The following is a 22855-nucleotide window of genomic DNA, read 5'->3' on the forward strand; positions in this document are numbered from 1 at the left end:
GGCTTTACGCCGTTTCGCTCTCAAAAATAAAACTAATAAGAAATCAAGGAGGAATTCGATCATGGCTAAAGAAAAATTTGATCGTTCCAAAACGCATGCCAATATTGGTACAATTGGACACGTTGACCACGGTAAAACAACGCTAACTGCTGCTATTACGCACGTACTTCATAAGCAATCCGGTAAAGGTTCTGCGATGGCTTATGACCAAATCGACGGAGCTCCTGAAGAGCGCGAGCGTGGAATCACAATCTCCACTGCACACGTTGAGTACGAAACTGACAGCCGTCACTATGCACACGTAGACTGCCCAGGACACGCTGACTACGTTAAAAACATGATCACTGGTGCTGCTCAGATGGACGGAGCTATTCTTGTAGTATCCGCTGCTGACGGCCCAATGCCTCAGACTCGTGAGCACATTCTTCTTTCCCGTCAGGTAGGGGTACCTTCAATCGTAGTATTCCTTAACAAAACTGACCAGGTTGACGACGAAGAGCTTCTTGAGCTTGTAGAAATGGAAGTACGTGACCTTCTTTCCGAGTACGACTTCCCTGGCGACGACATCCCAGTCGTTAAAGGTTCTGCTCTTAAAGCTCTTGAAGGCGATGCTGACCATGAGCAGGCAATTCTTGAGCTTATGCAGCAGGTTGACGACTACATCCCAACTCCAGAGCGCGACAAAGACAAGCCATTCATGATGCCTGTTGAGGACGTATTCTCAATCACTGGCCGTGGTACTGTTGCAACTGGCCGTGTTGAGCGTGGACAGCTTAACGTAGGTGACGAAGTTGAAATCATCGGTATCGAAGAAGAGTCCAAGAAGACTACTGTAACTGGAGTAGAAATGTTCCGTAAGCTTCTTGACTATGCTGAAGCTGGTGACAACATCGGTGCACTACTACGTGGTGTATCCCGTGACGACATCACTCGTGGACAGGTTCTTGCTAAGCCAGGAACAATCACTCCACACACTAAGTTCAAATCTGAAGTATACGTTCTTTCTAAAGAAGAGGGTGGACGTCACACTCCATTCTTCTCTAACTACCGTCCTCAGTTCTACTTCCGTACAACTGACGTAACTGGTGTTATCAACCTTCCAGAAGGCGTAGAAATGGTTATGCCTGGAGATAACATCGAAATGGTAGTTGAGCTTATCTCTCCAATCGCTATTGAAGAGGGAACTAAGTTCTCTATCCGTGAAGGTGGCCGTACAGTAGGCGCCGGCGTTGTTGCTGAAATCCAGGAGTAATAACAGCTGCGGATCATAAATGATTAGCCCCGGGTTCCTGTCTACAGGAGCCCGGGGCTTTTCTTTTTATGCAGGGTTTGTGCAGGGCAGGGAAATTTGTACTTGTGTCTAAAATTGTCGCTTCGTCGATATCCGTTCCGTGAAGATCGATATATGCAAAGGAAGGTTGATATTTGTTCTGCAAAGGTCGATATATTCAATCGAAGGTTGATATCCGCTCCCCAGTCCATCTGAGAGAGCGTCTATGCATAAGACGAGCAGTAACCTCACAGAGACTTTATTTAAACCACCCCGAAAACACCTTTCTTCTATATAAATACTCCCTGACCCATGACCCAAAGAAAACGACGCAGAAATTCCACAAAGAAATTAATGGAACCCCTAATAACCCCTTGATATCACCTGCTACAGTCTTTATAATAGAAAAAGTGTGATTGCATATTGAAATTATGAAATCCACTTGCCAGCCATTATTCATTCATGTATAATGTATAATGTTGGTCACATGACAGGCGTTGATGTGGAAGGTTGCTGACACACCCGGACCCTTTGCCATGGGAGGGCGGTCAGGTTAAATTTCCGCGGAGCAAGTCTATTTCCAAAAATGGGCGAAAAAGGAGGTAACAAAATGGCAAAACAAAAAATTCGCATTCGTCTTAAGGCTTATGATCACCGTACACTAGATCAGTCAGCTGTGAAGATCGTAGAAACAGCGAAACGTTCAGGTGCAGGTGTAGCTGGTCCAATCCCGCTCCCTACTGAAAAGTCTGTATACACGATCCTTCGTGCGGTACACAAGTACAAAGACTCCCGTGAACAGTTCGAGATGCGCACGCACAAGCGTCTAATCGACATCCTGGAGCCAACTCCACAGACTGTCGATGCACTCATGCGTTTGGACCTGCCGTCCGGCGTTGACATTGAAATCAAACTATAAATATCAGATAGAAAACAGGAGGTGTGACTCATGACCAAAGGAATCTTAGGTAAAAAACTCGGTATGACTCAAGTGTTTTCAGATAACGGCGAGGTCATTCCGGTAACAGTAATCGAAGCAGAGCCAAACGTTATTCTTCAGAAGAAGACTGCTGAGGCTGACGGTTACGAAGCGATCCAGCTTGGTTTCGGTGACAAGAAAGAACACCGCGCCAACAAGCCGGAAAAAGGACACGCTGCTAAAGCTGACACTGCCCCTAAGCGCTACGTTAAGGAAATCCGCGACGTTTCAGGTGCGGATTACGAAGTTGGTCAGGAAGTCAAAGTAGATACATTTGCAGCAGGAGACGTCGTAGACGTAACAGGAACATCCAAGGGTAAAGGTTTCCAGGGTGCAATCAAGCGCCACAACCAGTCCCGCGGACCAATGTCCCACGGTTCCCGTTACCACCGTCGTCCCGGTTCAATGGGTCCTGTTGACCCGAACCACGTTCGCAAAGGCAAAAACCTGCCTGGACAAATGGGTGGCGAAACGAAAACAGTTCAAAACCTTGAAGTTGTCCGTGTAGATACAGACCGCAACTTGCTCTTGGTAAAAGGAAATGTACCGGGCGCTAAGAAAAGCTACGTTACAGTTGAATCTGCTGTAAAAGCTAAATAAGAAGAACGATTGAGAAAGGAGGAGCCCTGATGCCTAAAGTTGCTCTATTTAACCAGTCTGGTTCACAAGTCGGCGACATCGAACTTGCTGAATCAGTGTTCGGTATTGAGCCGAACGAAAGTGTACTTCACGACGCAGTAGTGATGCAGCAAGCATCCGAACGTCAAGGTACACATGCAGTAAAAGGACGTTCAGACGTTCGTGGTGGCGGTAAGAAGCCATGGAGACAGAAAGGAACCGGTCGTGCCCGTCACGGTACAATCCGTTCCCCAATCTGGGTAGGCGGTGGAGTTGCATTTGGCCCGACGCCACGCAGCTACGCTTACAAACTTCCTAAGAAAGTAAGACGTCTGGCGATCAAGTCAGCTCTTTCCACGAAAGTAGCGGCAGAAGAAATCCGCGTACTCGAAGGACTGAGCCTTGACGCACCAAAAACGAAAGAGATGAAAGCTCTCCTAAACGGAATCTCCGCAGGTGCAAAAACACTTGTTGTGACTGCCGGTTATGACGATGCTGTTGCTCTTTCAACAAACAACCTTCCAGGAGTGAAGACAGTCACTGCTGAAGGACTCAACGTTGTTGACGTACTCAACTACGACAACCTCGTAATCACGCAGGACGCTGTTAAACAGGTAGAGGAGGTGCTTGCATAATGGCAAACGCACGTGATATTATTAAGCGCCCCGTAATCACCGAACGTTCTACTGATCTTATGGCTGAGAAAAAGTACACTTTTGAAGTGGACACTCGCGCCAACAAAAACCAGATCAAAAGCGCAATCGAAGAGATCTTCGGCGTGAAGGTGGAAAAAGTAAACACGATGAACTACAAAGGTAAGTTCCGTCGTTTCGGACGTTATACAGGCTATAAAAGCAACCGCAAAAAAGCCATTGTTCAACTGACACCGGACAGCAAAGAACTCGACTTCTTTGAAGGTGCATAAGAAGTTTTTAGTGAAGGAGGGAAAATCTGATGGCTATCAAAAAGTATAAACCGATTACTAATGGTCGACGCGGCATGACAGGCCTTGATTTCCAGGAAATCACGACTGACAAGCCCGAAAAATCACTACTGGCTCCATTGAAGCAGCGCGCAGGACGTAACAACCAGGGACGCATCTCTGTACGTCACCAGGGCGGCGGACACAAGCGCCAGTATCGTATTATCGACTTTAAACGTAACAAAGATGGAATTCCAGGACGCGTTGCTACGATCGAATATGATCCGAACCGTTCTGCTAACATCGCACTAATCAACTATGCTGATGGTGAAAAGCGCTACATTCTTGCTCCGAAAGGACTTCAGGTAGGCGCAGAAATCGTATCCGGCAAAGATGCTGACATCAAAGCGGGTAACGCCCTTCAGCTTAAAGACATTCCAGTGGGTACAATCATCCACAACATCGAGCTTAAGCCAGGAAAAGGCGGACAGCTTGTACGTTCAGCGGGTGCTGAAGCTCAGCTTCTCGGTAAAGAAGGAGACTACGTTCTAGTACGTCTTCGCTCCGGTGAAACTCGTATGATCCTTGCCACTTGCCGCGCAACAGTCGGCCAGGTTGGTAACGTTGAGCACGAGCTTGTAAACATCGGTAAAGCCGGACGCTCACGCTGGCTCGGTAAACGTCCTACTGTACGTGGTTCCGTAATGAACCCTAGCGATCACCCACACGGTGGTGGTGAAGGACGCGCGCCAATCGGACGTAAATCACCAATGTCTCCTTGGGGCAAACCAACCCTTGGTTTCAAAACGCGTAAGAAGAACAAAGACACTGACAAGTACATTGTACGTCGTCGTAAAAAATAACGGGATTGAACTACGGTTCTGCCTAAGAACCGTAGGGCAGTCACGAAGGGAGGTACACTCATGGGTCGCAGCCTGAAAAAAGGACCTTTTGTCGATGAACATCTAATGAAGAAAGTAGAAACGCAGAACGAAAATGATGACAAAAAAGTGATCAAAACCTGGTCTCGCCGTTCTACAATTTTCCCGCAATTCATCGGTCACACGATCGCGGTTTATGATGGCCGCAAACACGTACCGGTTTACGTATCAGAAGATATGGTTGGACACAAGCTTGGCGAGTTCGCTCCTACACGGACTTACAAAGGCCACGCTTCTGACGACAGAAAAACGAAACGCTAATAAAGAGGGGAGGTACTTTCCATGGAAGCAAAAGCAGTAGCGAAACAAGTGCGTATTGCTCCTCGCAAGGTGCGTTTAGTGGTTGATTTGATTCGCGGCAAAAAGGTTGGAGAAGCAATCTCCATCCTGCGTCATACACCGAAAACAGCTTCTCCGGTCGTTGAGAAACTTGTTAACTCGGCAATCGCTAACGCTGAGCACAACTACGAAATGGAACCAGATAACCTGGTGGTAAGCCAAGTATTCGTTGATGAAGGAGTTACACTTAAAAGATTCCGTCCACGTGCGATGGGTCGTGCAAGCCGCATCAACAAACGTACGAGCCACATTACAGTAGTACTAACAGAAAAAGAAAACAAGGAGGGATAAGTGTGGGTCAAAAAGTAAATCCGAATGGACTTCGTGTCGGCGTTATTCGTGACTGGGAGTCCAAATGGTACGCAGATAAAGACTATGCTGATCTACTTCACGAAGATATCAAAATTCGTGAATATCTGGAAAACCGTCTTAAAGACGCTTCCGTATCCACTATCGAAATCGAACGCGCTGCTAACCGCGTGAACGTAACGATCTACACTGCGAAGCCTGGTATGGTTATCGGTAAAGGCGGATCCGAAGTTGAAGCACTTCGTAAAGCACTTAACCAGCTGACCGGCAAGCGTGTACACATCAATATCAATGAAGTGAAGTCTCCGGACAAGGATGCAACACTTGTTGCTGACAACATTGCGCGTCAGCTTGAAAACCGCATCTCTTTCCGTCGTGCTATGAAACAGGCGATCCAACGCACTATGCGCGCAGGCGCACAGGGGATCCGTACTGAAGTTTCAGGCCGTCTCGGAGGAGCGGATATTGCCCGTTCTGAATCATACAGCGAAGGTACTGTACCACTACACACTCTTCGTGCGGACATCGACTACGGTACTGCTGAAGCAGACACTACCTACGGTAAATTGGGTGTGAAGATCTGGATCTATCGTGGTGAAGTCCTTCCAACGAAAGGAACGAAACAAGAGGAAGGAGGAAAATAATCATGCTAATGCCTAAACGAGTTAAATTCCGTCGTGAGCACCGTGGTAAAATGCGCGGACGTGCGAAAGGCGGTACTGAAGTTTCTTTTGGCGAATACGGCCTGCAGGCTCTTGAAGCGTCCTGGATTACAAACAGACAAATCGAAGCTGCCCGTATTGCCATGACACGTTATATGAAGCGTGGAGGTAAAGTGTGGATTAAAATTTTCCCGGATAAGCCTTACACTGCTAAGCCGCTCGAAGTACGGATGGGTTCCGGTAAAGGTGCTCCTGAAGGATGGGTAGCTGTAGTAAAACCAGGGAAAATCATGTTTGAAATTGCAGGGGTATCAGAAGAAGTAGCACGTGAAGCACTTCGTCTGGCTTCTCATAAACTTCCGATCAAAACGAAGTTTGTAAAACGCGATGAAGTGGGTGGTGACGCAAATGAAAGCTAATGATTTCCGCACAAAAACCACTAGTGAAATTGAGCAGGACACAAAGTCTCTTAAAGAAGAGCTTTTCAACCTTCGCTTTCAGCTTGCGACTGGACAACTAGACAATCCAGCCCGCATCCGTGAAGTGAAAAAAGCAATTGCACGTGCGAAAACAGTTTTGCGCGAGCGCGAGCTTAAAATTACGAACGAATAATACTGAGAGGAGGTTTGCACTGTGGCTGAGCGAAATAATCGTAAGAGCTACACTGGCCGTGTTGTATCCGACAAAATGGATAAGACGATCACTGTAGTTGTTGAAACTTACAAAATGCATCCGCTATACGGCAAACGCGTTAAATACTCCAAAAAGTTAAAAGCACATGACGAAAACAACACTGCGAAAGTAAACGACGTTGTCCGCATTATGGAAACACGTCCACTTTCAAAAGACAAGCGCTTCCGTCTTGTAGAGGTTGTTGAAGAAGCAGTCATTATCTAATAGAAGCTGACGTTTGCTTACCTGAAGGGAGGTAAATTGATCCATGATCCAACAAGAAAGTCGTTTAAAAGTAGCTGATAACTCAGGTGCCCGTGAAGTACAGTGCATCAAGGTGCTCGGTGGTTCCGGACGCAAGGTGGCTAACATCGGAGACGTAATCGTCTGCTCGGTAAAACAAGCAACACCCGGTGGCGTTGTCAAGAAGGGTGAAGTAGTGAGAGCAGTAATCGTACGTTCAAAGAGCGGTGCTCGCCGTCCTGACGGTTCATACATCAAATTCGATGAGAACGCAGCAGTAATCGTACGTGACGACAAGAGCCCGCGCGGAACTCGTATCTTCGGACCAGTTGCCCGTGAACTTCGTGAAAACCAGTTCATGAAGATCGTTTCCTTGGCTCCTGAAGTGCTTTAATTGATAAATGGACGGAAATGTCTGTTAAGGAGGTGCCCTCATGTCTCTAGGCAAAATGCATGTGAAAAAAGGAGATAACGTGAAAGTGATCTCCGGTAAGGATAAAGGCAAGGAAGGAAAAATCCTTGAAGCTTACCCGAGCAGCAGCCGCGTGCTTGTAGAAGGGGTTAACATGGTGAAAAAACATGCGAAACCATCTCAAGCGAATCCGCAAGGCGGAATCCTTAACCAGGAAGCGGCTATTCACGCATCCAACGTAATGCCGGTCGACCCGAAGACAGGCGAGCCGACACGCGTTGGATACAAGATCGAAAAAGATAAAAAAGTACGCGTCGCGAAAAAATCCGGCGAAGTTCTAGATAAGTAAGAAGTTTCAGGCTGAAAGGAGGTTCACCACAATGAGTCGTTTGAAAGAAAGATACAATCAGGAGATTGTTCCATCTCTAACTGAGAAGTTCAATTACTCTTCCGTAATGGCGGTTCCAAAACTTGAGAAGATCGTAATCAACATGGGTATCGGTGATGCAGTTCAAAACTCCAAGGTGCTTGACAAAGCAGTTGAGGAGCTTACTGAAATCTCCGGTCAGAAGCCAGTGATTACAAAAGCGAAAAAGTCTATCGCGGGATTCAAACTGCGTGAAGGTATGCCGATCGGTGCGAAAGTTACCCTTCGCGGACAGCGCATGTATGACTTCCTTGATAAGCTTATTGCTGTTTCTCTTCCGCGTGTACGTGACTTCCGCGGAATTTCAAAGAAAGCCTTTGACGGACGAGGAAACTACACACTTGGTGTGAAAGAGCAGCTGATCTTCCCTGAAATCGAGTATGACAAAGTCGATAAAGTCCGCGGAATGGACATCGTCATTGTTACAACTGCCGAAACTGACGAAGAAGCTCGTCAACTGCTCACTGAAATGGGTATGCCGTTTCAAAAATAAGATCTCGCCGAAAAGGAGGTTTGAACCTTGGCAAAGAAATCAATGATCGCTAAAGCAAAGAGACCTAAAAAGTTTAACGTGCAAGAATACACTCGCTGCGAGCGTTGCGGACGTCCACACAGTGTCATCCGTAAGTTCAAATTGTGCCGTATCTGTTTCCGTGATCTCGCGCACAAAGGTCAAATTCCGGGCGTTAAAAAAGCAAGCTGGTAATTCCGTTTAAGGGAAGGAGGTAAATACGATGGTCATGACTGATCCTATCGCAGATATGCTAACTCGTATTCGTAATGCGAATACTGTACGTCATACAAGCCTGGAGCTCCCAGGTTCCAAGATCAAAAAAGAAGTTGCGGACATCCTGAAGCGTGAAGGCTTCATCCGCGACTACGAATTCATTGAGGATAACAAGCAAGGCATCCTTCGTATTTTCCTTAAGTACGGTGTAAATAACGAGCGCGTTATTACCGGACTTAAGAAAATCAGTAAACCAGGCCTTCGTGTCTATGCAAAAGCTGATGAAGTACCAAAAGTTCTCGGCGGACTTGGTATCGCAGTGATCTCTTCATCAACTGGCATTATCACAGACAAAGAAGCCCGTCAGCAGCAGGTTGGCGGAGAAGTTCTCGCTTATATTTGGTAATATCGAACGGAAGAATGGAGGTGTAAGGTATGTCACGAATCGGTTTAAAACCAGTTGAGATTCCATCCGGAGTTGAAGTGAAGCAGGAAGGTAACTCCATTACGGTCAAAGGACCTAAAGGAGAGCTGACACGCACACTTCATGCGGACATCACTGTAGAGCAGGAAGATAACACTATCTTCGTTAAGCGCCCATCTGATCATAAAGAGCACCGTGCCCTTCACGGTACAACACGGAGCGTAATCAACAACATGGTTGAAGGTGTAACAAAAGGTTTCGAAAAGAAGCTTGAACTTGTCGGTGTCGGTTACCGTGCCCAGAAATCAGGCAGCAAAGTGACGCTGAGCGTTGGTCTTTCCCACCCGGTTGAATTTAATCCGGAAGACGGACTTGAAATCGATGTTCCTGAGAACACGAAGATCACCGTTAAAGGAATTGACAAAGAACGTGTAGGAGCTCTTGCTTCTAACATTCGTGCTGTAAGACCACCTGAACCTTACAAAGGCAAAGGGATTCGCTACGAAGGCGAATACGTACGCCGTAAAGAAGGTAAAACAGGTAAATAAGGTTAAATAACGGAATGAAAGGAATGACGTTCAATGATCACAAAGGCTGACAAGAACGTGGTACGTAAGAAACGACACGCACATGTTCGTCGTACGATCACGGGTACTGCTGAACGTCCTCGTTTGAATGTTTTCCGTTCTAATAAGCACATTTACGCACAGGTAATTGACGACGTAAACCGCGTTACAATTGCAAGTGCTGATAGCTTAGATAAAGAACTTAAACTTGAAAACGGCGGAAATAAAGAAGCTGCCCAGAAAATCGGCGAAGCTGTTGCTAAGCGTGCCCTTGAAAAAGGCATTGAAACTGTGGTATTTGACCGCGGCGGATACCTTTATCATGGTCGAGTGAAAGAACTTGCAGATGCAGCCCGCGAAGCTGGTCTGAAGTTTTAATTAACGACAAAAGGAGGGAAATTCATTGCGTATCGACCCTAACAAACTTGAACTTGAAGAGAGAGTAGTAACTGTCAACCGTGTTGCGAAAGTGGTAAAAGGCGGTCGTCGTTTCCGCTTTGCTGCACTGGTTGTAGTTGGAGATAAAAACGGACACGTAGGTTTCGGCATGGGTAAAGCCCTTGAAGTACCTGAAGCGATCCGTAAAGCGATTGAAGACGCGAAGAAAAACCTTATCACGATCCCAATTCAGGGTACGACAATCCCTCACCAGATCACTGGTGAATTCGGAGCAGGAAGCGTACTGCTTAAGCCGGCTTCCGAGGGTACTGGTATTATCGCCGGTGGACCTGTCCGTGCCGTACTCGAACTTGGCGGTGTCGGTGACATCCTCAGTAAATCCCTTGGCTCAAACAACCCAATCAACATGGTTCGTGCCACAATCCAGGGACTTACTGAACTAAAAAGCCCGGAAGATGTTGCAAAGCTTCGCGGCAAATCAGTAGAAGAGCTACTAGGTTAAGGAGGGAATTAACATGGCTAAAAAACTTGAAATTACCCTCACACGCAGCCTGATCGGACGCCCGCAGGATCAGCGCGTTACCGTGAATACCCTGGGTCTTCGCAAAATGAACCATACAGTGGTTCAGGAAGACAACGCAGCGATCCGCGGTATGGTGAACAAAGTATCTCACCTTGTAACTGTTAAAGAAATCGAAGCATAAGTACAAGATTAAGAGTTGAGGAGGTGCCGACATGAAACTTCACGAACTTAAAGCCTCAGAAGGTTCCCGTAAAGTTCGCAAACGTGTTGGACGCGGTATTGCTACCGGTAACGGAAAAACTGCAGGCCGTGGTCACAAAGGACAGAACGCCCGCTCAGGCGGTGGCGTACGTCCAGGGTTTGAAGGTGGCCAGATGCCAATCTTCCGCCGTCTTCCAAAGCGCGGTTTCACAAACCCTACACGTAAAGAGTTTGCGATTGTAAACCTTGAAACGCTTAACCGTTTCGAAGAGGGAACTGAAGTAACTCCTGAGCTTCTGATCGAGTCCGGCGTTGTCAGCAGCGCGAAGGACGGAATCAAGGTTCTTGGGAATGGCAAGCTTGAAAACAAGCTTACAGTGAAAGCCCATAAATTCTCCGCTTCTGCAAAAGAAGCAATTGAGGCTGCCGGCGGAACTACAGAGGTGGTCTAATGTTTCGAACAATCTCCAATATCATGCGGATTGGTGATTTAAGAAAAAAGGTATTATTTACCTTGACCATGCTCGTAATTTTCCGTATTGGAGCGCATATCCCGGCGCCGGGAGTAGACGCGGACATTCTCGACTTTCAGGGCGAGATGAACGCATTTGGATTTCTGAACACTTTCGGGGGCGGAGCACTTGAGAACTTCTCGATCTTCGCTACCGGGATTATGCCCTACATTACGGCATCCATTATTGTTCAGTTACTCCGTATGGACGTAGTACCGAAGTTTACGGAATGGGCGAAGCAGGGTGAGGCCGGACGTCGTAAGCTGGCTCAGTTTACACGGTACTTTACCATTATTATTGCCTTTGTCCAGGCTTTGGGGATGTCCATCGGTTTTAACCGGATCTTTCCGGGGCTTGTTCCGGATCCGGGTGTCGTAACCTATCTTCTGATCGCCCTCACACTGACGGCAGGTACAGCCTTCCTGATGTGGCTCGGTGAACAGATTACGGCCCAGGGTGTTGGAAACGGAATATCAATTTTGATCTTTGCAGGAATTGCAGCCGCGATTCCGAACGGAGTGAACCAGCTGTATGCGACACAGATCGCAGATGCCGGTGATGCCCTGTTCCTCGGAATTGTGACAATTGCACTGCTTGCACTGGCTGTACTGCTGCTCGTGGTCTTCGTAATCTTCGTTCAGCAGGCCCTTCGCAAGATTCCTGTACAGTATGCAAAGCGCCTTGTTTCAGGTAAGCCTCAGGGCGGACAGAGCACGCATCTTCCGCTGAAAGTGAACTCAGCAGGGGTAATTCCGGTTATCTTTGCCATGTCACTATTCATCTTCCCGCCGACTGTTGCCGGATTCTTCGGAGACGACAGCACAATCGCGGGCTGGGTCACTCAGAACTTTGATTATACGCAGCCGTTTGGACTTGCTGTTTATGCAGCACTGATCATCGGTTTCACGTATTTCTACACGTTCGTACAGGTGAACCCGGAACAGATGGCTGACAACCTGAAAAAGCAGGGTGGATATATCCCGGGAATCCGTCCAGGAAAAACAACGCAAGTCTACATTACACGAATCCTGTACCGTCTCACGTTCGTCGGTGCGCTTTTCCTTGCGTCTGTCTCCGTCATTCCGGTCTTTTTCACTGAACTGGCAGGTCTACCTGCAGGCGTTCAGATCGGGGGAACAGGACTCCTCATCGTGACGGCAGTTGCCCTTGATACCATGAAGCAGATCGAGAGCCAGATGATTAAACGGAGCTATAAAGGATTCATTAAATAAAAGGAAAGGGAGATTTACGCTCCCTTTGCCTTCGATCGTGAATGAAGTACGATGGAGGGATAATCGATGAATTTAATCTTAATGGGTCTTCCGGGTGCGGGAAAAGGCACACAAGCCGACAAAATCGTAGATAAATACGGTATACCGCACATTTCAACCGGAGATATGTTCCGTGCTGCTATTAAGGGCGGAACGGAGCTCGGGTTGAAAGCAAAGTCCTTCATGGATGCCGGAAACCTTGTTCCAGACGAAGTTACTGTCGGAATCGTAAGGGATCGTCTGAGTCAGGATGACTGTAAGGGCGGATTTCTCCTTGATGGTTTTCCACGTACAGTAGCACAAGCTGAAGCATTGGAAGAGATTCTCGCTGAACTCGATCGTCAGCTCGACCACGTTGTCTACATTAACGTCCCGGAAGAGGACCTGTTCAAGCGCCTGACTGGACGCTGGGTCTGCCCGGACTGCGGTACCAGCTATCATGAGATCTTCAACCCTCCTGCAGTGGCCGGTAAATGTGACAAGGATGGCAGCGACTTGATTCAACGAGAAGACGATAAACCCGAAACGGTTGAAAACCGGATTAAGGTTAATCTTGAACAAACCCAGCCGCTCGTAGATTTCTACGACAACAAAGGCTACCTTCGCAATATTGATGGCAAGCAGGACATTCAGGACGTCTTTGAAGATCTTGATACCCTCCTGAAAGGGAACAATCGATGATTATCTGCAAGACTGAGCGTGAGATTGAAATCATGCGGGTTGCCGGTAAGATTGTCGCGTTGACACATCAAGAGCTTCAAAAGCACATCCAGCCTGGTATTACGACGAAGGAACTGGATACGATCGCAGACAGTTTTATAAGAAAGCATGATGCGATTCCATCTTTTAAAGGCTATAATGGATTTACTGGCAGCATCTGTGCTTCAGTTAATGAAGAATTGGTACACGGAGTTCCGGGTAACAGAGAACTAAAGGACGGCGATATCATCAGTATTGACATCGGTGCAAAATACGGTGGCTATCATGGTGATTCCGCCTGGACTTATCCGGTCGGGACAATTTCCGAGAGTGATCAGAAGCTCCTCGAAGTGACTGAAACCTCACTTTTTAAAGGTCTGGATGAAGCCGGACCGAAGGAAAGACTCTCGAATATTTCGCATGCGGTACAGACGTATGCGGAAGCACACGGATTCTCTGTCGTCCGCGAATATGTCGGTCATGGAGTAGGTCAGGACCTTCACGAAGATCCTCAGATTCCGCACTTCGGACCGCCGGGTAAAGGCCCCCGTCTCAAACCGGGCATGGTACTGGCCGTTGAACCGATGATCAACGCCGGTTCAAGGCACGTCAAAACCCTTGCCGACAACTGGACAGTTGTTACAGCTGATGGCAGGCGGTGTGCCCATTTTGAACACACGATTGCTATTACAGACTCAGGATATGAAATTCTGACTAAGCCGTAGTAAAATTGAAGGTGGTCAACAGATGAAAGATCCTGAAACCGTTCCGCAGCTCGGTGAGCTTGTGCGAATAGTCAAGGGCAGAGATAAAGATCAGTATGCGTGCATTATCAGTGTGCTGGATTCCAGATTCGTTCTGATAGCCGACGGTGATAAGCGGAAGGTTGACAGAGCGAAGAAGAAAAACATTCAGCATCTGGAACGTACCGAACTGGTCATGCCCGAGGTCAAAAACAGTATCGTTGATACGGGCCGTGTCACCAATGCTAAATTGCGGTTTGCAATTTCATCATATATGAATGACAACTTACTGAAGGAAGGAGAGTAAATTCATGGCCAAAGAAGATGTAATCGAAGTAGAAGGAACGGTCATTGAGCCGCTTCCAAATGCGATGTTTCGAGTTGAACTGGAAAATGGACACAAGATTCTCGCCCACGTATCCGGTAAGATCCGTATGCACTTCATTCGTATCCTACCAGGAGATAAAGTGACCGTTGAATTGTCTCCCTATGATTTAAGCCGTGGTCGCATCACGTATCGTTATAAATAAGCTGATGGAAAGCGAAAGCGCACTCCGTATCACAAGGAGGTAAAGAGCATGAAGGTAAGACCATCTGTAAAGCCAATGTGCGAGAAATGCAAAGTTATTCGCCGTAAAGGTACCGTCATGGTAATCTGCGATAACCCTAAACACAAACAAAAACAAGGTTAATCAACAGGAGGTGTAACGTAAATGGCACGTATTGCTGGAGTCGACATTCCCCGCGATAAGCGAATTGTCGTATCACTCACTTACGTTTACGGAATCGGACAATCAAGAGCTGCTGAGATCCTGAAGGAAGCGGGCGTATCAGAAGATACCCGTGTACGCGATCTTACAGAAGATGAACTCGGCCGCATCCGTGAAGTTGTAGACGGCATCAAAGTAGAAGGTGACCTTCGCCGTGAAGTGTCCCTTAACATTAAACGTCTGATCGAAATCGGATCTTTCCGTGGAATCCGCCACCGTCGCGGTCTTCCTGTCCGTGGTCAGAAAACGAAGAACAACGCACGTACGCGTAAAGGACCTCGCCGTACTGTAGCGAACAAGAAGAAGTAAAGGAGGTAATGTACTGTTATGGCTAAAGCTAAAACGACTCGTACAAAACGTCGTCAGCGTAAGAATATTGAATCCGGAATTGCGCATATCCGCTCCACATTCAACAACACGATCGTAACGATCACAGACCCTCGCGGGAATGCAATTTCCTGGGCCAGTGCTGGTGCATTAGGCTTTAAAGGATCCCGTAAATCAACTCCTTTCGCAGCTCAGACTGCTGCTGAAACTGCTGCCAAGGCGGCGATGGAGCATGGTATGAAGGCTGTGGAAGTTTCCGTTAAGGGCCCTGGTGCCGGACGTGAAGCTGCAATCCGCTCCCTTCAGGCAACTGGTCTGGAAGTTAACATGATTAAAGATGTTACTCCGGTACCTCACAACGGCTGCCGTCCACCAAAACGTCGTCGAGTATAATAACGGTCAAAGGTATGGATTTCCATACCCGTGTCAATAATGGATAAGAGTCATGAATAAATCAGGGCTCTTTTGGGAATATTGACGATTCGTAAAAGATCGGATGTGCCCAATGAGGGATTCCGGTCTGACCGTTACCGGTCAGCCGGGGTTTCGACGTTTTGAAGGAGGGTTTGTTTAATGATCGAAATCGAAAAGCCGAAAATTGAACCTGTAGAAATTAATGATGATGCTTCATATGGCAAATTTGTAGTGGAACCATTAGAACGGGGATATGGTACGACGCTTGGCAACTCCCTTCGCCGTATTCTTCTTTCCTCACTGCCGGGTTCAGCGGTAACAAGTGCGCAGTTCGATACTGTTCTTCATGAGTTTTCAACGATTGAAGGCGTAACGGAAGACGTAACAACGATTATTCTGAATCTGAAGAAGCTTGCGCTTAAGATCTACTCTGATGAAGAGAAAACCCTTGAGGTTGAAGCCCAGGGTGAAGGTGTCGTAACGGCAGCTGATCTTATGCACGACAGTGACGTGGAGGTTTTAAACCCTGATCTTCATATTGCCACACTGTCCAAAAACGCCAATTTTCACTTGAAGCTTTCGGCAAACCGCGGTCGCGGCTATGTGCCTGCTGAAGGAAACAACACAGGCGAGCTGCCAATCGGTGTGATTCCGATTGACTCGATCTATACACCGGTTTCCCGCGTGAACTTCCAGGTTGAAAATACGCGTGTCGGTCAGATTACCAACTACGACAAACTCACAATGGACGTGTGGACGGACGGAAGCATCCGCCCGGAAGAAGCCGTTTCACTTGGTGCGAAGATTCTTACCGAGCACCTGAACATCTTCGTCGGCCTCACTGATCAGGCTCAGAATGCCGAGATCATGGTGGAGAAAGAAGAAGATCAGAAAGAAAAAGTACTCGAGATGACGATCGAGGAGCTTGATCTTTCCGTGCGTTCCTACAACTGTCTGAAGCGTGCAGGAATTAACACTGTTCAGGAACTGACTCAGAAGTCAGAAGAAGATATGATGAAAGTCCGTAACCTTGGACGCAAGTCCCTGGAAGAAGTTCAGGAAAAGCTGGGCGAACTGGGCCTTGGCTTACGCAACGAAGAGTAAACTGCACAAGGCTTCTGTCCGGACGCAGTTCCTCTTCTTAAAAATGGGAAACGCGGACTTATCTCCGTGTTCCCGGTGCGGGATGAATCTGAAATAACGGACAACCTTTAGAGAAGGAGGGACTCACACATGGGATACAGAAAACTCGGTCGTGACAGCTCTGCACGTAAAGCGCTGCTTCGCGATCTTACAACTGACCTGATCATCAACGAACGAATTGAAACGACTGAATCAAAAGCGAAGGAGCTTCGTTCTGTCGTTGAGCAGATGATTACACTTGGAAAGCGCGGCGATCTTCACGCTCGTCGTCAGGCAGCTGCTTTCGTACGTGCTGAACTTGCAGACGAGGAAGGCACTACAGCTGTTCAGAAGCTTTTTGATGATGTGGCTAAGCGTTACGAGGACCGTCAAGGCGGATACACTCGTGTCCACAAGCTGGGACCACGCCGCGGAGACGGCGCTGAAATGGCAATCATCGAATTGGTATAAACTTTTAACCGATTGCTTAAAAGGGCGGGACTCAGAATCTGACACAACGGCAGGTTCTGTTTCTATGCCCTTTTTTTGCGCGTCCGGAAGGAAGAAAAATACATTCATTCCGACACTCTTTAATTATGAAAGCTCCGCTTCACGCCGTCCGTTCGCTTTCCGCGTCGGCCGGTGAGCCTCCTCGGGCATACGCCCTGCGGGGGCTCACCCGGGCCCCTTCTGCCGCAGGAGTCTCACTGCCAGCGTGAAGCTGCGCTTGTTTTCGCTTAATGGTTTTTGTGGAGCGGAAGTCAGGAACTTCTGCGGAAGCTCTCTCCTGCGGCAGCAGAACAGCTCTATAATTTGAGAGAGTCATATAAACTAGACAAACCTCCGGCAACTGCATCACGACCAGACTATCAAAGGCCCGGGGAACAGGAGAGGATGTTATGGCTGAAGAAACAGCTGTACAGGTGAACAACGTCACGTATCGTTACGCGGAAGGTGCGCCGTCTGTTCTCTCCGGACTGTCACTGAAAGTGGAGCAGAACGAGTGGGTGGCCATCACCGGTCATAACGGATCCGGCAAGTCCACGCTTGCCAGACTGATAAACGGCCTCCTGCTTCCGGAACATGGTGACATCCTTGTTCAGGGTTTAAACAGTGCTTCTGAAGATGACAAAGTCCATATAAGACGGAAAGTCGGTATGGTGTTTCAGAATCCTGACAACCAGATTGTCGCTCCAACCGTTCAGGATGATGTAGCGTTCGGCCTGGAGAATACCGGTGTGGACCCACAGACGATGGAGAAACGTGTCGCATGGGCAATTAAAGCTGCAGGTCTCGCCGGGCTTGAGCACGCTGAACCCCATAATCTTTCCGGGGGACAGAAGCAGCGCGTAGCCATTGCAGGCATTCTGGCTCTGAAACCGGACATACTCGTTCTCGACGAAGCAACGTCCATGCTGGACCCCCTTGGGAAAAAAGAAGTGATGTCGCTTGCGGGGCGGCTTCATAAAGAAGAAAACGTTACTGTGATCAGCATCACTCATGACCTTGAGGAAGTGCTCAGGGCCGACCGAATGATCGTAATGAACCAGGGTGTTGTTACAGCAGACGGAAAGCCCGATGACGTGTTCAGGGAAAAGGAAATTCTTGACCGTGCAGGGCTGGAACAGCCGTTCAGTGTCCGCCTTCGGGAGGAGCTGGCACGCCGGGAGGTTGTCATCCCGGAAAATGCGGTATCTGAGAAAGCGATGGTGAGTGCGTTATGCAGATTAAAGCACAAAACCTAGGCTTCACGTACGGTGAAGGCACACCTTTTGAAAAGAAAGCGGTCTCCGGGATCGATGTGGACATTCCTCCTGGAAGCCGGATCGCGGTAGTGGGTCATACAGGATCGGGCAAGTCCACACTTGTCCAGCACCTCAACGGTCTGCTCGTTCCCACCGAAGGGACCCTGACAGTGGGAGAGACCACCATCAGGCCGGGGATGAAACAGAAGGTGTTGCATCATTTGCGGCGCACTGTCGGCATGGTCTTTCAGTACCCAGAACATCAGCTGTTTGAGGAAACGGTGGAAAAAGATATCGCTTTTGCACCAAACAACTTCGGAGCGGGTGAAAAAGAAACGGCGGAGCGGGTACGACGGGCAGCAGAAGCTGTCGGCCTGGATGAGTCGCTGCTTTCACGTTCGCCGTTTGAACTGAGCGGCGGACAGATGAGACGTGTGGCCATTGCCGGTGTTCTGGCTGGTCACCCGGACGTACTTATCCTGGACGAACCTGCAGCCGGACTTGATCCGAAAGGCAGACGGGCGATGATGGAGATGTTCAGCCGCTGGCAGCAGGAACAGCCCTTCAGGTCCTATATTCTCGTGACTCACCATATGGAGGATGCGGCTAAATACGCCGATTATCTGTATGTAATGAACGCCGGAAGTATTGTCATGGAAGGAACGCCGGCTGAGGTGTTTCAATCCCCGGCCCGTCTGAAAGAAGCCCGCCTCGATGTGCCGGCAGCGGTTCGGATTTTAACAGAGATCGATGGTTCCGGATCCTTTTCCCTGAACACGTATGAAGCAGATGAGACTGCAGATGAAATTGCGAGGATTCTGAGAGGGGGAGGTCCATTATGAGGTCGATGATCCTTGGTCAGTACGTACAGGGAGACTCCTTTATCCACCGGATGGACCCCAGGGCGAAGCTTACAGGCCTTTTCCTGTTTCTCCTCGTTATGTTTCTGGCCAACCGGCCTGCTGCTCTCATTCCGGCTGCAGCATTTGCATGTTTTGTATTTTTAATGACAAGAATCCCGGTCCGTTATCTCCTGAAGGGTCTTAAGTTTATCGCAATTATGGTTATTTTTCTCTTTCTGTTCAGGATGTTAATGACCCGGGAAGGAACGGTGCTTCTTGACTTGCCGTGGCTGCCCATTTACGAGGAAGGTGTGAGGGACGGGGCTGTTTTTGCCGGGAGACTGTTTCTGCTCATGGTGATGGCGACTGTGCTGACGCTCACCACAACTCCGATTGAGCTGACGGATGCACTGGAACGGCTGTTTAAACCGCTGCAGCGGCTGGGAGTACCGGCACATGAACTGGCGCTTACAATGAGTATTGCGCTGCGCTTCATTCCGACGCTGTTTTCGGAGATGGAGAAGATTATGAAAGCCCAGATGGCCCGGGGTGCTTCGTTTTCCGACGGTTCGATTGTGAAACGGATCAAGGCCCTCATTCCTCTGCTCGTGCCGCTTATCATTCAGTCGTTCCGGCGGGCCGAGGAACTTGCTGTTGCCATGGAGGCAAGGGGCTACGCAGGCAGTGAAGGCCGGACGCGGTTCCGGCAGATGGTATGGAGAGCGTCCGATACGCGGGTTCTATTTACCGTTGTGCTGACGGGTATATGCATTTTTGCCCTCCGTGGCTGAGAGGTTTAAAAGGGAAAGGGGTGACGCGTATGGCGCGTTATGCTGTTAAACTTGCCTACGACGGCACCGCATTCTCGGGCTACCAGGTTCAGGAGAACGGCCGCACCGTGCAGGCGGAATTAGAGAAAGCATTGAAAAAAATTCATAAAGGCCGGGTAGTGGAGACGAAGGGGTCGGGACGCACAGACGCCGGCGTTCATGCCAGGGGGCAGGTCGTCCAGTTTGATTCGGACCTCGCCATCCCGCCTGAGCGGTGGCCCGTGGCACTTACTGCCGTTCTCCCGCCTGACGTGGCCGCTCTGGAGGTCGTGCCGGTGCCCGGTGACTTTCATGTCCGCTATGATACAACTGGCAAGGAGTACCGCTACAGAGTGCTCAGGGGTCGCCGGAGGGATGTGTTCCGCCGTAACCATACGTATCAGCCTTTTCCTCTTGTGGAGGATGTGGATGCTATGCGTGAGGCTGCACAGCACTTTCTCGGCAGGCACGATTTTACGAGCTTCTGTTCACCGCGGTCGCCGGTGGAAGATAAAGTCCGTACGATTACGGCACTGGACATCACGGAGGACGGAGACGAGCTTCTTTTTGTTTTCAGGGGCACCGGCTTTCTGTACCAGATGGTGCGGATCATGACCGGCACACTTCTTGAAATCGGGCAGGGAAAAAGAAAAGCTTCGTCTGTTCCCGGCATTATTGCCGCCAGGGACCGTGAGCGCGCCGGTATGACGGCACCGGGAAGCGGACTGTACCTGTGGGAAGTGTTTTATGAGCACGCTCTGTTCGGGAGCAGTGGGGAGCGCGGGTGACAGGGTTTTTCGGGCATAATTCCGGGAAAACCGCGCAATTCCAGAAACTTCTCCCCGCAGCCGAAAAAAATTCTTCGTAACAACGAATCCTGGTGTAACATCCTGTTGACATCAGATGTCCCAATGGGTTATGATACTATATGGTATTCTAAAGCCCACTAGCCCCGGGCAGACGAATCGTTTTAGATACACTGTTAAATTTGATTTTTTCATTGAAGTTTTTAGGAGGGAAATAACTGATGCGTACGACATATATGGCAAAAGCTCATGAAGTAGAGCGCAAATGGTACGTTGTGGACGCAGAAGGTCAGACACTTGGTCGTCTTGCCACTGAAGTAGCTTCCATTCTTCGCGGTAAGCACAAGCCGACTTTCACACCACACGTTGACACTGGTGATCACGTAATCCTGATCAACGCAGAAAAAATTCACCTTACTGGTAACAAACTGGCGGACAAAATGTACTACCGTCACAGCCAGCACCCAGGCGGACTTAAGAGCATGACTGCTCAGGAAATGCGCGACCGCAAGCCTGTAAAAATGCTTGAGCTTGCAGTAAAAGGCATGCTTCCAAAAGGTTCTCTTGGACGTCAGCAGGGTAAAAAGCTTCACGTATACGCTGGAAGCGAGCATCCACACCAGGCACAGCAGCCTGAAAACTACGAACTACGCGGTTAATAATAAAGGAGGTTACCTACTTTGGCACAGGTTCAATACTACGGAACAGGTCGTCGTAAGCACTCTGTCGCACGTGTACGCCTAGTACCTGGTGACGGTTCAATCGTTATCAACGGTCGCGGCATCGACGAGTACTTCGACCTTGAAACTCTAAAGCTTATCGTAAAACAGCCACTCGCTGAAACTGAAACAGAAGGTACGTACAACATCCACGTAAACGTGGACGGCGGAGGTTACACAGGACAAGCGGGCGCGATCCGTCACGGCATCTCCCGTGCGCTTCTTGAAGCAGACCCTGAGTACCGCACACCGCTTAAGCGTGCAGGATTCCTTACTCGTGACGCTCGTATGAAAGAGCGTAAGAAGTACGGTCTTAAAGCTGCACGTCGTGCTCCTCAGTTCTCGAAGCGTTAATATTCCCTTCAGGGATACAGAAAGCCCTCTCTCCTCATACCGAGCAGAGAGGGCTTTTTTAAGTAATCAGGGAGCAGACCATTAATTATTGAGGTCAGTGAGACCGGGAGCATGCTCATTGGGCATATCGGGCATGTCAGGAACAGGGTGGCCCTTTGGAGGCTCTGTAACTGACAGCTCCCCATCGTTTCTGCTTGGACTGGTACCCTGAAAGATTTCACCCATTCTTGTATCGTCCAGACGGAAGTTGAATTGGGCATTATGGAAGCCCATCTCAACGTATTTTCGGCATTCCGGGTATTTGTTTAAATCATAATTCGGAATCGGGAACAATTTTCCCCAGTCGACACCAAGAGTCTCCAGCGCTTTGGCAAAGGCATTCTGGTGGGCATTATCCCGTACAATCAGAAAGGCGATCGTTTCCCTTAGTGTTTTATTGCTGCTCATCTCGTAAATTCTGGACTTCTGAAGAACACCCGTTGATTCCAGAACGACGTTATTAAGCAAGTTCGCTATGAGATTACCGTGGTCGTAAACCCAGGATCCGTTCCAGGGATTTCCTCCGGCATCCACTGGAAGGGAGGATTTGGCACCCATAATATAATGGTGGGGATTCGCTCCGGATTGGATTACGTCATCCAGGGGAGCTTCATCTGAGGCTTTGTTTCCCGGCATATCTCCGCCGGATTCATTTAACAGCTGGTTGATGGTCGTTTGTACCAGTTCCACGTGACTAAGCTCTTCCAGAAATACGCCTCTGATCAGGTCACGATACTGTTTGGCTTTCCCTCTGAAGTTGGCACTCTGGAATGAGAACTGCATGAGGGTTCTCATTTCACCGAACTGACCCCCCAGTGCTTCCTGAAGCACTTTGGCTGCATGGGGATCCGGTTTGTCAGGTACAATCATATTGATTAAATCTTCTTTGTAGAAATACACGTTACCATCCACCTTCCAAATAGAGTCTAGTGTATTCTGTCTGGAAGATGTCATGATTATTCCTGCAGGGTGTCAAGTTATTCTTTCGGTGTAAGTGACAGAGCAGTCAGATTCAGCTATAATGAGGAGCGTTGCAGCCACCTTTCAAC

General features: G+C 48.7%; 39 protein-coding genes. 38 read left to right on the top strand and 1 reads right to left on the bottom strand.

What is annotated here, in order from left to right; genetic code table 11:
* Window positions 1-61 precede the first annotated feature (61 nt).
* From tuf to rpsI, 38 genes are all read left to right on the top strand, one after another.
* A complete protein-coding gene (gene tuf, locus FGB90_RS17735; protein ID WP_138812213.1) occupies window positions 62-1252 on the top strand; it encodes an elongation factor Tu in 1191 nt (396 codons plus the stop codon).
* Window positions 1253-1880: 628 nt separating this feature from the next.
* On the top strand, window positions 1881-2189 hold the full coding sequence (gene rpsJ / locus FGB90_RS17740; RefSeq protein WP_138812214.1) for a 30S ribosomal protein S10: 309 nt from the start codon (window positions 1881-1883) through the stop codon (window positions 2187-2189).
* Window positions 2190-2219: 30 nt separating this feature from the next.
* Window positions 2220-2849 carry a 50S ribosomal protein L3 gene (gene rplC, locus FGB90_RS17745; RefSeq protein ID WP_138812215.1) on the top strand — a complete coding sequence of 210 codons (630 nt, stop codon included), beginning with the start codon at window positions 2220-2222 and terminating at the stop codon, window positions 2847-2849.
* A 29-nt stretch (window positions 2850-2878) separates the two neighbouring features.
* Complete coding sequence (rplD, locus tag FGB90_RS17750) at window positions 2879-3502, top strand: 50S ribosomal protein L4 (protein ID WP_138812216.1); 624 nt, start codon at window positions 2879-2881, stop codon at window positions 3500-3502.
* Window positions 3502-3792: a 50S ribosomal protein L23 gene (gene rplW, locus FGB90_RS17755; RefSeq protein WP_138812217.1), complete on the top strand. Its 291-nt coding sequence runs from the start codon at window positions 3502-3504 to the stop codon at window positions 3790-3792. Before rplD ends, rplW begins: the two co-directional genes overlap by 1 nt.
* Window positions 3793-3821: 29 nt before the next feature.
* Window positions 3822-4652 carry a 50S ribosomal protein L2 gene (gene rplB, locus FGB90_RS17760; RefSeq protein ID WP_138812218.1) on the top strand — a complete coding sequence of 277 codons (831 nt, stop codon included), beginning with the start codon at window positions 3822-3824 and terminating at the stop codon, window positions 4650-4652.
* Window positions 4653-4712: 60 nt separating this feature from the next.
* Window positions 4713-4991, top strand: coding sequence for a 30S ribosomal protein S19 (gene rpsS, locus FGB90_RS17765; RefSeq protein ID WP_138812219.1), 279 nt, complete (start codon window positions 4713-4715; stop codon window positions 4989-4991).
* Between the two features lie 21 nt (window positions 4992-5012).
* The gene (gene rplV, locus FGB90_RS17770; protein ID WP_110521773.1) at window positions 5013-5360 is read left to right on the top strand and encodes a 50S ribosomal protein L22; all 348 of its coding nucleotides are present in this window, start codon (window positions 5013-5015) and stop codon (window positions 5358-5360) included.
* A gap of 2 nt (window positions 5361-5362) precedes the next feature.
* Window positions 5363-6022, top strand: coding sequence for a 30S ribosomal protein S3 (rpsC, locus tag FGB90_RS17775; protein WP_138812220.1), 660 nt, complete (start codon window positions 5363-5365; stop codon window positions 6020-6022).
* 2 nt (window positions 6023-6024) lie between these two features.
* Entirely contained in the window at window positions 6025-6459 is a 435-nt protein-coding gene (gene rplP / locus FGB90_RS17780) for a 50S ribosomal protein L16 (protein WP_138812221.1), read from the top strand.
* A complete protein-coding gene (gene rpmC / locus FGB90_RS17785) occupies window positions 6449-6652 on the top strand; it encodes a 50S ribosomal protein L29 (protein WP_138812222.1) in 204 nt (67 codons plus the stop codon). The genes rplP and rpmC overlap by 11 nt, the downstream gene beginning before the upstream one ends.
* Before the next feature lie 21 nt (window positions 6653-6673).
* On the top strand, window positions 6674-6937 hold the full coding sequence (gene rpsQ / locus FGB90_RS17790; protein WP_138812223.1) for a 30S ribosomal protein S17: 264 nt from the start codon (window positions 6674-6676) through the stop codon (window positions 6935-6937).
* Window positions 6938-6980: 43 nt separating this feature from the next.
* Window positions 6981-7349, top strand: a complete 369-nt coding sequence (rplN, locus tag FGB90_RS17795; protein ID WP_110521768.1) for a 50S ribosomal protein L14 — start codon at window positions 6981-6983, stop codon at window positions 7347-7349.
* 55 nt (window positions 7350-7404) lie between these two features.
* Complete coding sequence (rplX, locus tag FGB90_RS17800; protein WP_138812376.1) at window positions 7405-7716, top strand: 50S ribosomal protein L24; 312 nt, start codon at window positions 7405-7407, stop codon at window positions 7714-7716.
* Between the two features lie 31 nt (window positions 7717-7747).
* On the top strand, window positions 7748-8287 hold the full coding sequence (gene rplE, locus FGB90_RS17805) for a 50S ribosomal protein L5 (RefSeq protein WP_138812224.1): 540 nt from the start codon (window positions 7748-7750) through the stop codon (window positions 8285-8287).
* A gap of 27 nt (window positions 8288-8314) precedes the next feature.
* Window positions 8315-8500 (top strand): type Z 30S ribosomal protein S14, encoded by a 186-nt coding sequence (locus FGB90_RS17810; protein WP_138812225.1) that lies wholly within the window; start codon window positions 8315-8317, stop codon window positions 8498-8500.
* Between the two features lie 28 nt (window positions 8501-8528).
* On the top strand, window positions 8529-8927 hold the full coding sequence (gene rpsH, locus FGB90_RS17815) for a 30S ribosomal protein S8 (protein WP_110521765.1): 399 nt from the start codon (window positions 8529-8531) through the stop codon (window positions 8925-8927).
* A gap of 29 nt (window positions 8928-8956) precedes the next feature.
* A complete protein-coding gene (gene rplF, locus FGB90_RS17820) occupies window positions 8957-9493 on the top strand; it encodes a 50S ribosomal protein L6 (protein WP_138812226.1) in 537 nt (178 codons plus the stop codon).
* Window positions 9494-9526: 33 nt separating this feature from the next.
* On the top strand, window positions 9527-9889 hold the full coding sequence (rplR, locus tag FGB90_RS17825; protein ID WP_138812227.1) for a 50S ribosomal protein L18: 363 nt from the start codon (window positions 9527-9529) through the stop codon (window positions 9887-9889).
* Between the two features lie 25 nt (window positions 9890-9914).
* A complete protein-coding gene (gene rpsE / locus FGB90_RS17830) occupies window positions 9915-10412 on the top strand; it encodes a 30S ribosomal protein S5 (RefSeq protein WP_138812228.1) in 498 nt (165 codons plus the stop codon).
* Window positions 10413-10425: 13 nt separating this feature from the next.
* Window positions 10426-10614, top strand: a complete 189-nt coding sequence (rpmD, locus tag FGB90_RS17835; RefSeq protein ID WP_138812229.1) for a 50S ribosomal protein L30 — start codon at window positions 10426-10428, stop codon at window positions 10612-10614.
* Between the two features lie 31 nt (window positions 10615-10645).
* A complete protein-coding gene (gene rplO / locus FGB90_RS17840) occupies window positions 10646-11086 on the top strand; it encodes a 50S ribosomal protein L15 (RefSeq protein ID WP_138812230.1) in 441 nt (146 codons plus the stop codon).
* Window positions 11086-12378: a preprotein translocase subunit SecY gene (gene secY, locus FGB90_RS17845; RefSeq protein ID WP_138812231.1), complete on the top strand. Its 1293-nt coding sequence runs from the start codon at window positions 11086-11088 to the stop codon at window positions 12376-12378. Before rplO ends, secY begins: the two co-directional genes overlap by 1 nt.
* Before the next feature lie 66 nt (window positions 12379-12444).
* Window positions 12445-13098: an adenylate kinase gene (locus FGB90_RS17850; RefSeq protein WP_138812232.1), complete on the top strand. Its 654-nt coding sequence runs from the start codon at window positions 12445-12447 to the stop codon at window positions 13096-13098.
* A complete protein-coding gene (gene map / locus FGB90_RS17855; protein ID WP_138812233.1) occupies window positions 13095-13841 on the top strand; it encodes a type I methionyl aminopeptidase in 747 nt (248 codons plus the stop codon). Before FGB90_RS17850 ends, map begins: the two co-directional genes overlap by 4 nt.
* A 22-nt stretch (window positions 13842-13863) precedes the next feature.
* Window positions 13864-14166, top strand: a complete 303-nt coding sequence (locus tag FGB90_RS17860; protein ID WP_138812234.1) for a KOW domain-containing RNA-binding protein — start codon at window positions 13864-13866, stop codon at window positions 14164-14166.
* 4 nt (window positions 14167-14170) lie between these two features.
* Window positions 14171-14389, top strand: coding sequence for a translation initiation factor IF-1 (gene infA / locus FGB90_RS17865; protein WP_138812235.1), 219 nt, complete (start codon window positions 14171-14173; stop codon window positions 14387-14389).
* Between the two features lie 48 nt (window positions 14390-14437).
* A complete protein-coding gene (rpmJ, locus tag FGB90_RS17870; RefSeq protein ID WP_138812236.1) occupies window positions 14438-14551 on the top strand; it encodes a 50S ribosomal protein L36 in 114 nt (37 codons plus the stop codon).
* A 21-nt stretch (window positions 14552-14572) separates the two neighbouring features.
* Window positions 14573-14938, top strand: coding sequence for a 30S ribosomal protein S13 (gene rpsM / locus FGB90_RS17875; protein WP_138812237.1), 366 nt, complete (start codon window positions 14573-14575; stop codon window positions 14936-14938).
* 18 nt (window positions 14939-14956) lie between these two features.
* A complete protein-coding gene (gene rpsK / locus FGB90_RS17880) occupies window positions 14957-15349 on the top strand; it encodes a 30S ribosomal protein S11 (RefSeq protein ID WP_138812238.1) in 393 nt (130 codons plus the stop codon).
* A 180-nt stretch (window positions 15350-15529) separates the two neighbouring features.
* Complete coding sequence (locus FGB90_RS17885; RefSeq protein WP_138812239.1) at window positions 15530-16474, top strand: DNA-directed RNA polymerase subunit alpha; 945 nt, start codon at window positions 15530-15532, stop codon at window positions 16472-16474.
* A 129-nt stretch (window positions 16475-16603) separates the two neighbouring features.
* Window positions 16604-16963 carry a 50S ribosomal protein L17 gene (rplQ, locus tag FGB90_RS17890; RefSeq protein WP_138812240.1) on the top strand — a complete coding sequence of 120 codons (360 nt, stop codon included), beginning with the start codon at window positions 16604-16606 and terminating at the stop codon, window positions 16961-16963.
* Between the two features lie 428 nt (window positions 16964-17391).
* Window positions 17392-18237 (top strand): energy-coupling factor transporter ATPase, encoded by an 846-nt coding sequence (locus tag FGB90_RS17895; RefSeq protein WP_138812241.1) that lies wholly within the window; start codon window positions 17392-17394, stop codon window positions 18235-18237.
* A complete protein-coding gene (locus FGB90_RS17900; RefSeq protein ID WP_138812242.1) occupies window positions 18213-19079 on the top strand; it encodes an energy-coupling factor transporter ATPase in 867 nt (288 codons plus the stop codon). Before FGB90_RS17895 ends, FGB90_RS17900 begins: the two co-directional genes overlap by 25 nt.
* Window positions 19073-19870 carry an energy-coupling factor transporter transmembrane component T family protein gene (locus tag FGB90_RS17905; protein ID WP_171051914.1) on the top strand — a complete coding sequence of 266 codons (798 nt, stop codon included), beginning with the start codon at window positions 19073-19075 and terminating at the stop codon, window positions 19868-19870. The genes FGB90_RS17900 and FGB90_RS17905 overlap by 7 nt, the downstream gene beginning before the upstream one ends.
* A 29-nt stretch (window positions 19871-19899) precedes the next feature.
* Window positions 19900-20676, top strand: a complete 777-nt coding sequence (truA, locus tag FGB90_RS17910; protein WP_138812244.1) for a tRNA pseudouridine(38-40) synthase TruA — start codon at window positions 19900-19902, stop codon at window positions 20674-20676.
* Window positions 20677-20915: 239 nt separating this feature from the next.
* Complete coding sequence (rplM, locus tag FGB90_RS17915) at window positions 20916-21353, top strand: 50S ribosomal protein L13 (protein ID WP_138812245.1); 438 nt, start codon at window positions 20916-20918, stop codon at window positions 21351-21353.
* A gap of 21 nt (window positions 21354-21374) precedes the next feature.
* Window positions 21375-21767 carry a 30S ribosomal protein S9 gene (gene rpsI / locus FGB90_RS17920; RefSeq protein WP_138812246.1) on the top strand — a complete coding sequence of 131 codons (393 nt, stop codon included), beginning with the start codon at window positions 21375-21377 and terminating at the stop codon, window positions 21765-21767.
* A gap of 81 nt (window positions 21768-21848) precedes the next feature.
* Here the strand turns inward: rpsI and FGB90_RS17925 are convergent, their stop codons facing one another.
* On the bottom strand, window positions 21849-22706 hold the full coding sequence (locus tag FGB90_RS17925) for a manganese catalase family protein (protein ID WP_138812247.1): 858 nt from the start codon (window positions 22704-22706) through the stop codon (window positions 21849-21851).
* Window positions 22707-22855 lie beyond the last annotated feature (149 nt).

Origin of the sequence: Alteribacter natronophilus (assembly GCF_006007885.1) — a bacterium.
Classification (GTDB): domain Bacteria; phylum Bacillota; class Bacilli; order Bacillales; family Salisediminibacteriaceae; genus Alteribacter; species Alteribacter natronophilus.

Coding starts and splice junctions, on each gene's coding strand:
- rplR (WP_138812227.1), top strand. CDS start 9,527: ATGATCACAAAGGCTGACAAGAACGTGGTACGTAAGAAACGACACGCA.
- rplW (WP_138812217.1), top strand. CDS start 3,502: ATGGCAAACGCACGTGATATTATTAAGCGCCCCGTAATCACCGAACGT.
- FGB90_RS17900 (WP_138812242.1), top strand. CDS start 18,213: ATGCAGATTAAAGCACAAAACCTAGGCTTCACGTACGGTGAAGGCACA.
- rplE (WP_138812224.1), top strand. CDS start 7,748: ATGAGTCGTTTGAAAGAAAGATACAATCAGGAGATTGTTCCATCTCTA.
- rplF (WP_138812226.1), top strand. CDS start 8,957: ATGTCACGAATCGGTTTAAAACCAGTTGAGATTCCATCCGGAGTTGAA.
- rplM (WP_138812245.1), top strand. CDS start 20,916: ATGCGTACGACATATATGGCAAAAGCTCATGAAGTAGAGCGCAAATGG.
- rplQ (WP_138812240.1), top strand. CDS start 16,604: ATGGGATACAGAAAACTCGGTCGTGACAGCTCTGCACGTAAAGCGCTG.
- rpsH (WP_110521765.1), top strand. CDS start 8,529: ATGGTCATGACTGATCCTATCGCAGATATGCTAACTCGTATTCGTAAT.
- tuf (WP_138812213.1), top strand. CDS start 62: ATGGCTAAAGAAAAATTTGATCGTTCCAAAACGCATGCCAATATTGGT.
- truA (WP_138812244.1), top strand. CDS start 19,900: ATGGCGCGTTATGCTGTTAAACTTGCCTACGACGGCACCGCATTCTCG.
- rpsK (WP_138812238.1), top strand. CDS start 14,957: ATGGCTAAAGCTAAAACGACTCGTACAAAACGTCGTCAGCGTAAGAAT.
- rplN (WP_110521768.1), top strand. CDS start 6,981: ATGATCCAACAAGAAAGTCGTTTAAAAGTAGCTGATAACTCAGGTGCC.
- FGB90_RS17885 (WP_138812239.1), top strand. CDS start 15,530: ATGATCGAAATCGAAAAGCCGAAAATTGAACCTGTAGAAATTAATGAT.
- rplX (WP_138812376.1), top strand. CDS start 7,405: ATGCATGTGAAAAAAGGAGATAACGTGAAAGTGATCTCCGGTAAGGAT.
- rplO (WP_138812230.1), top strand. CDS start 10,646: ATGAAACTTCACGAACTTAAAGCCTCAGAAGGTTCCCGTAAAGTTCGC.
- rpsM (WP_138812237.1), top strand. CDS start 14,573: ATGGCACGTATTGCTGGAGTCGACATTCCCCGCGATAAGCGAATTGTC.
- FGB90_RS17850 (WP_138812232.1), top strand. CDS start 12,445: ATGAATTTAATCTTAATGGGTCTTCCGGGTGCGGGAAAAGGCACACAA.
- rpmD (WP_138812229.1), top strand. CDS start 10,426: ATGGCTAAAAAACTTGAAATTACCCTCACACGCAGCCTGATCGGACGC.
- rpmC (WP_138812222.1), top strand. CDS start 6,449: ATGAAAGCTAATGATTTCCGCACAAAAACCACTAGTGAAATTGAGCAG.
- FGB90_RS17895 (WP_138812241.1), top strand. CDS start 17,392: ATGGCTGAAGAAACAGCTGTACAGGTGAACAACGTCACGTATCGTTAC.
- rplB (WP_138812218.1), top strand. CDS start 3,822: ATGGCTATCAAAAAGTATAAACCGATTACTAATGGTCGACGCGGCATG.
- map (WP_138812233.1), top strand. CDS start 13,095: ATGATTATCTGCAAGACTGAGCGTGAGATTGAAATCATGCGGGTTGCC.
- FGB90_RS17860 (WP_138812234.1), top strand. CDS start 13,864: ATGAAAGATCCTGAAACCGTTCCGCAGCTCGGTGAGCTTGTGCGAATA.
- rplV (WP_110521773.1), top strand. CDS start 5,013: ATGGAAGCAAAAGCAGTAGCGAAACAAGTGCGTATTGCTCCTCGCAAG.
- rpsJ (WP_138812214.1), top strand. CDS start 1,881: ATGGCAAAACAAAAAATTCGCATTCGTCTTAAGGCTTATGATCACCGT.
- rplC (WP_138812215.1), top strand. CDS start 2,220: ATGACCAAAGGAATCTTAGGTAAAAAACTCGGTATGACTCAAGTGTTT.
- rplD (WP_138812216.1), top strand. CDS start 2,879: ATGCCTAAAGTTGCTCTATTTAACCAGTCTGGTTCACAAGTCGGCGAC.
- infA (WP_138812235.1), top strand. CDS start 14,171: ATGGCCAAAGAAGATGTAATCGAAGTAGAAGGAACGGTCATTGAGCCG.
- rpsS (WP_138812219.1), top strand. CDS start 4,713: ATGGGTCGCAGCCTGAAAAAAGGACCTTTTGTCGATGAACATCTAATG.
- rplP (WP_138812221.1), top strand. CDS start 6,025: ATGCTAATGCCTAAACGAGTTAAATTCCGTCGTGAGCACCGTGGTAAA.
- secY (WP_138812231.1), top strand. CDS start 11,086: ATGTTTCGAACAATCTCCAATATCATGCGGATTGGTGATTTAAGAAAA.
- rpmJ (WP_138812236.1), top strand. CDS start 14,438: ATGAAGGTAAGACCATCTGTAAAGCCAATGTGCGAGAAATGCAAAGTT.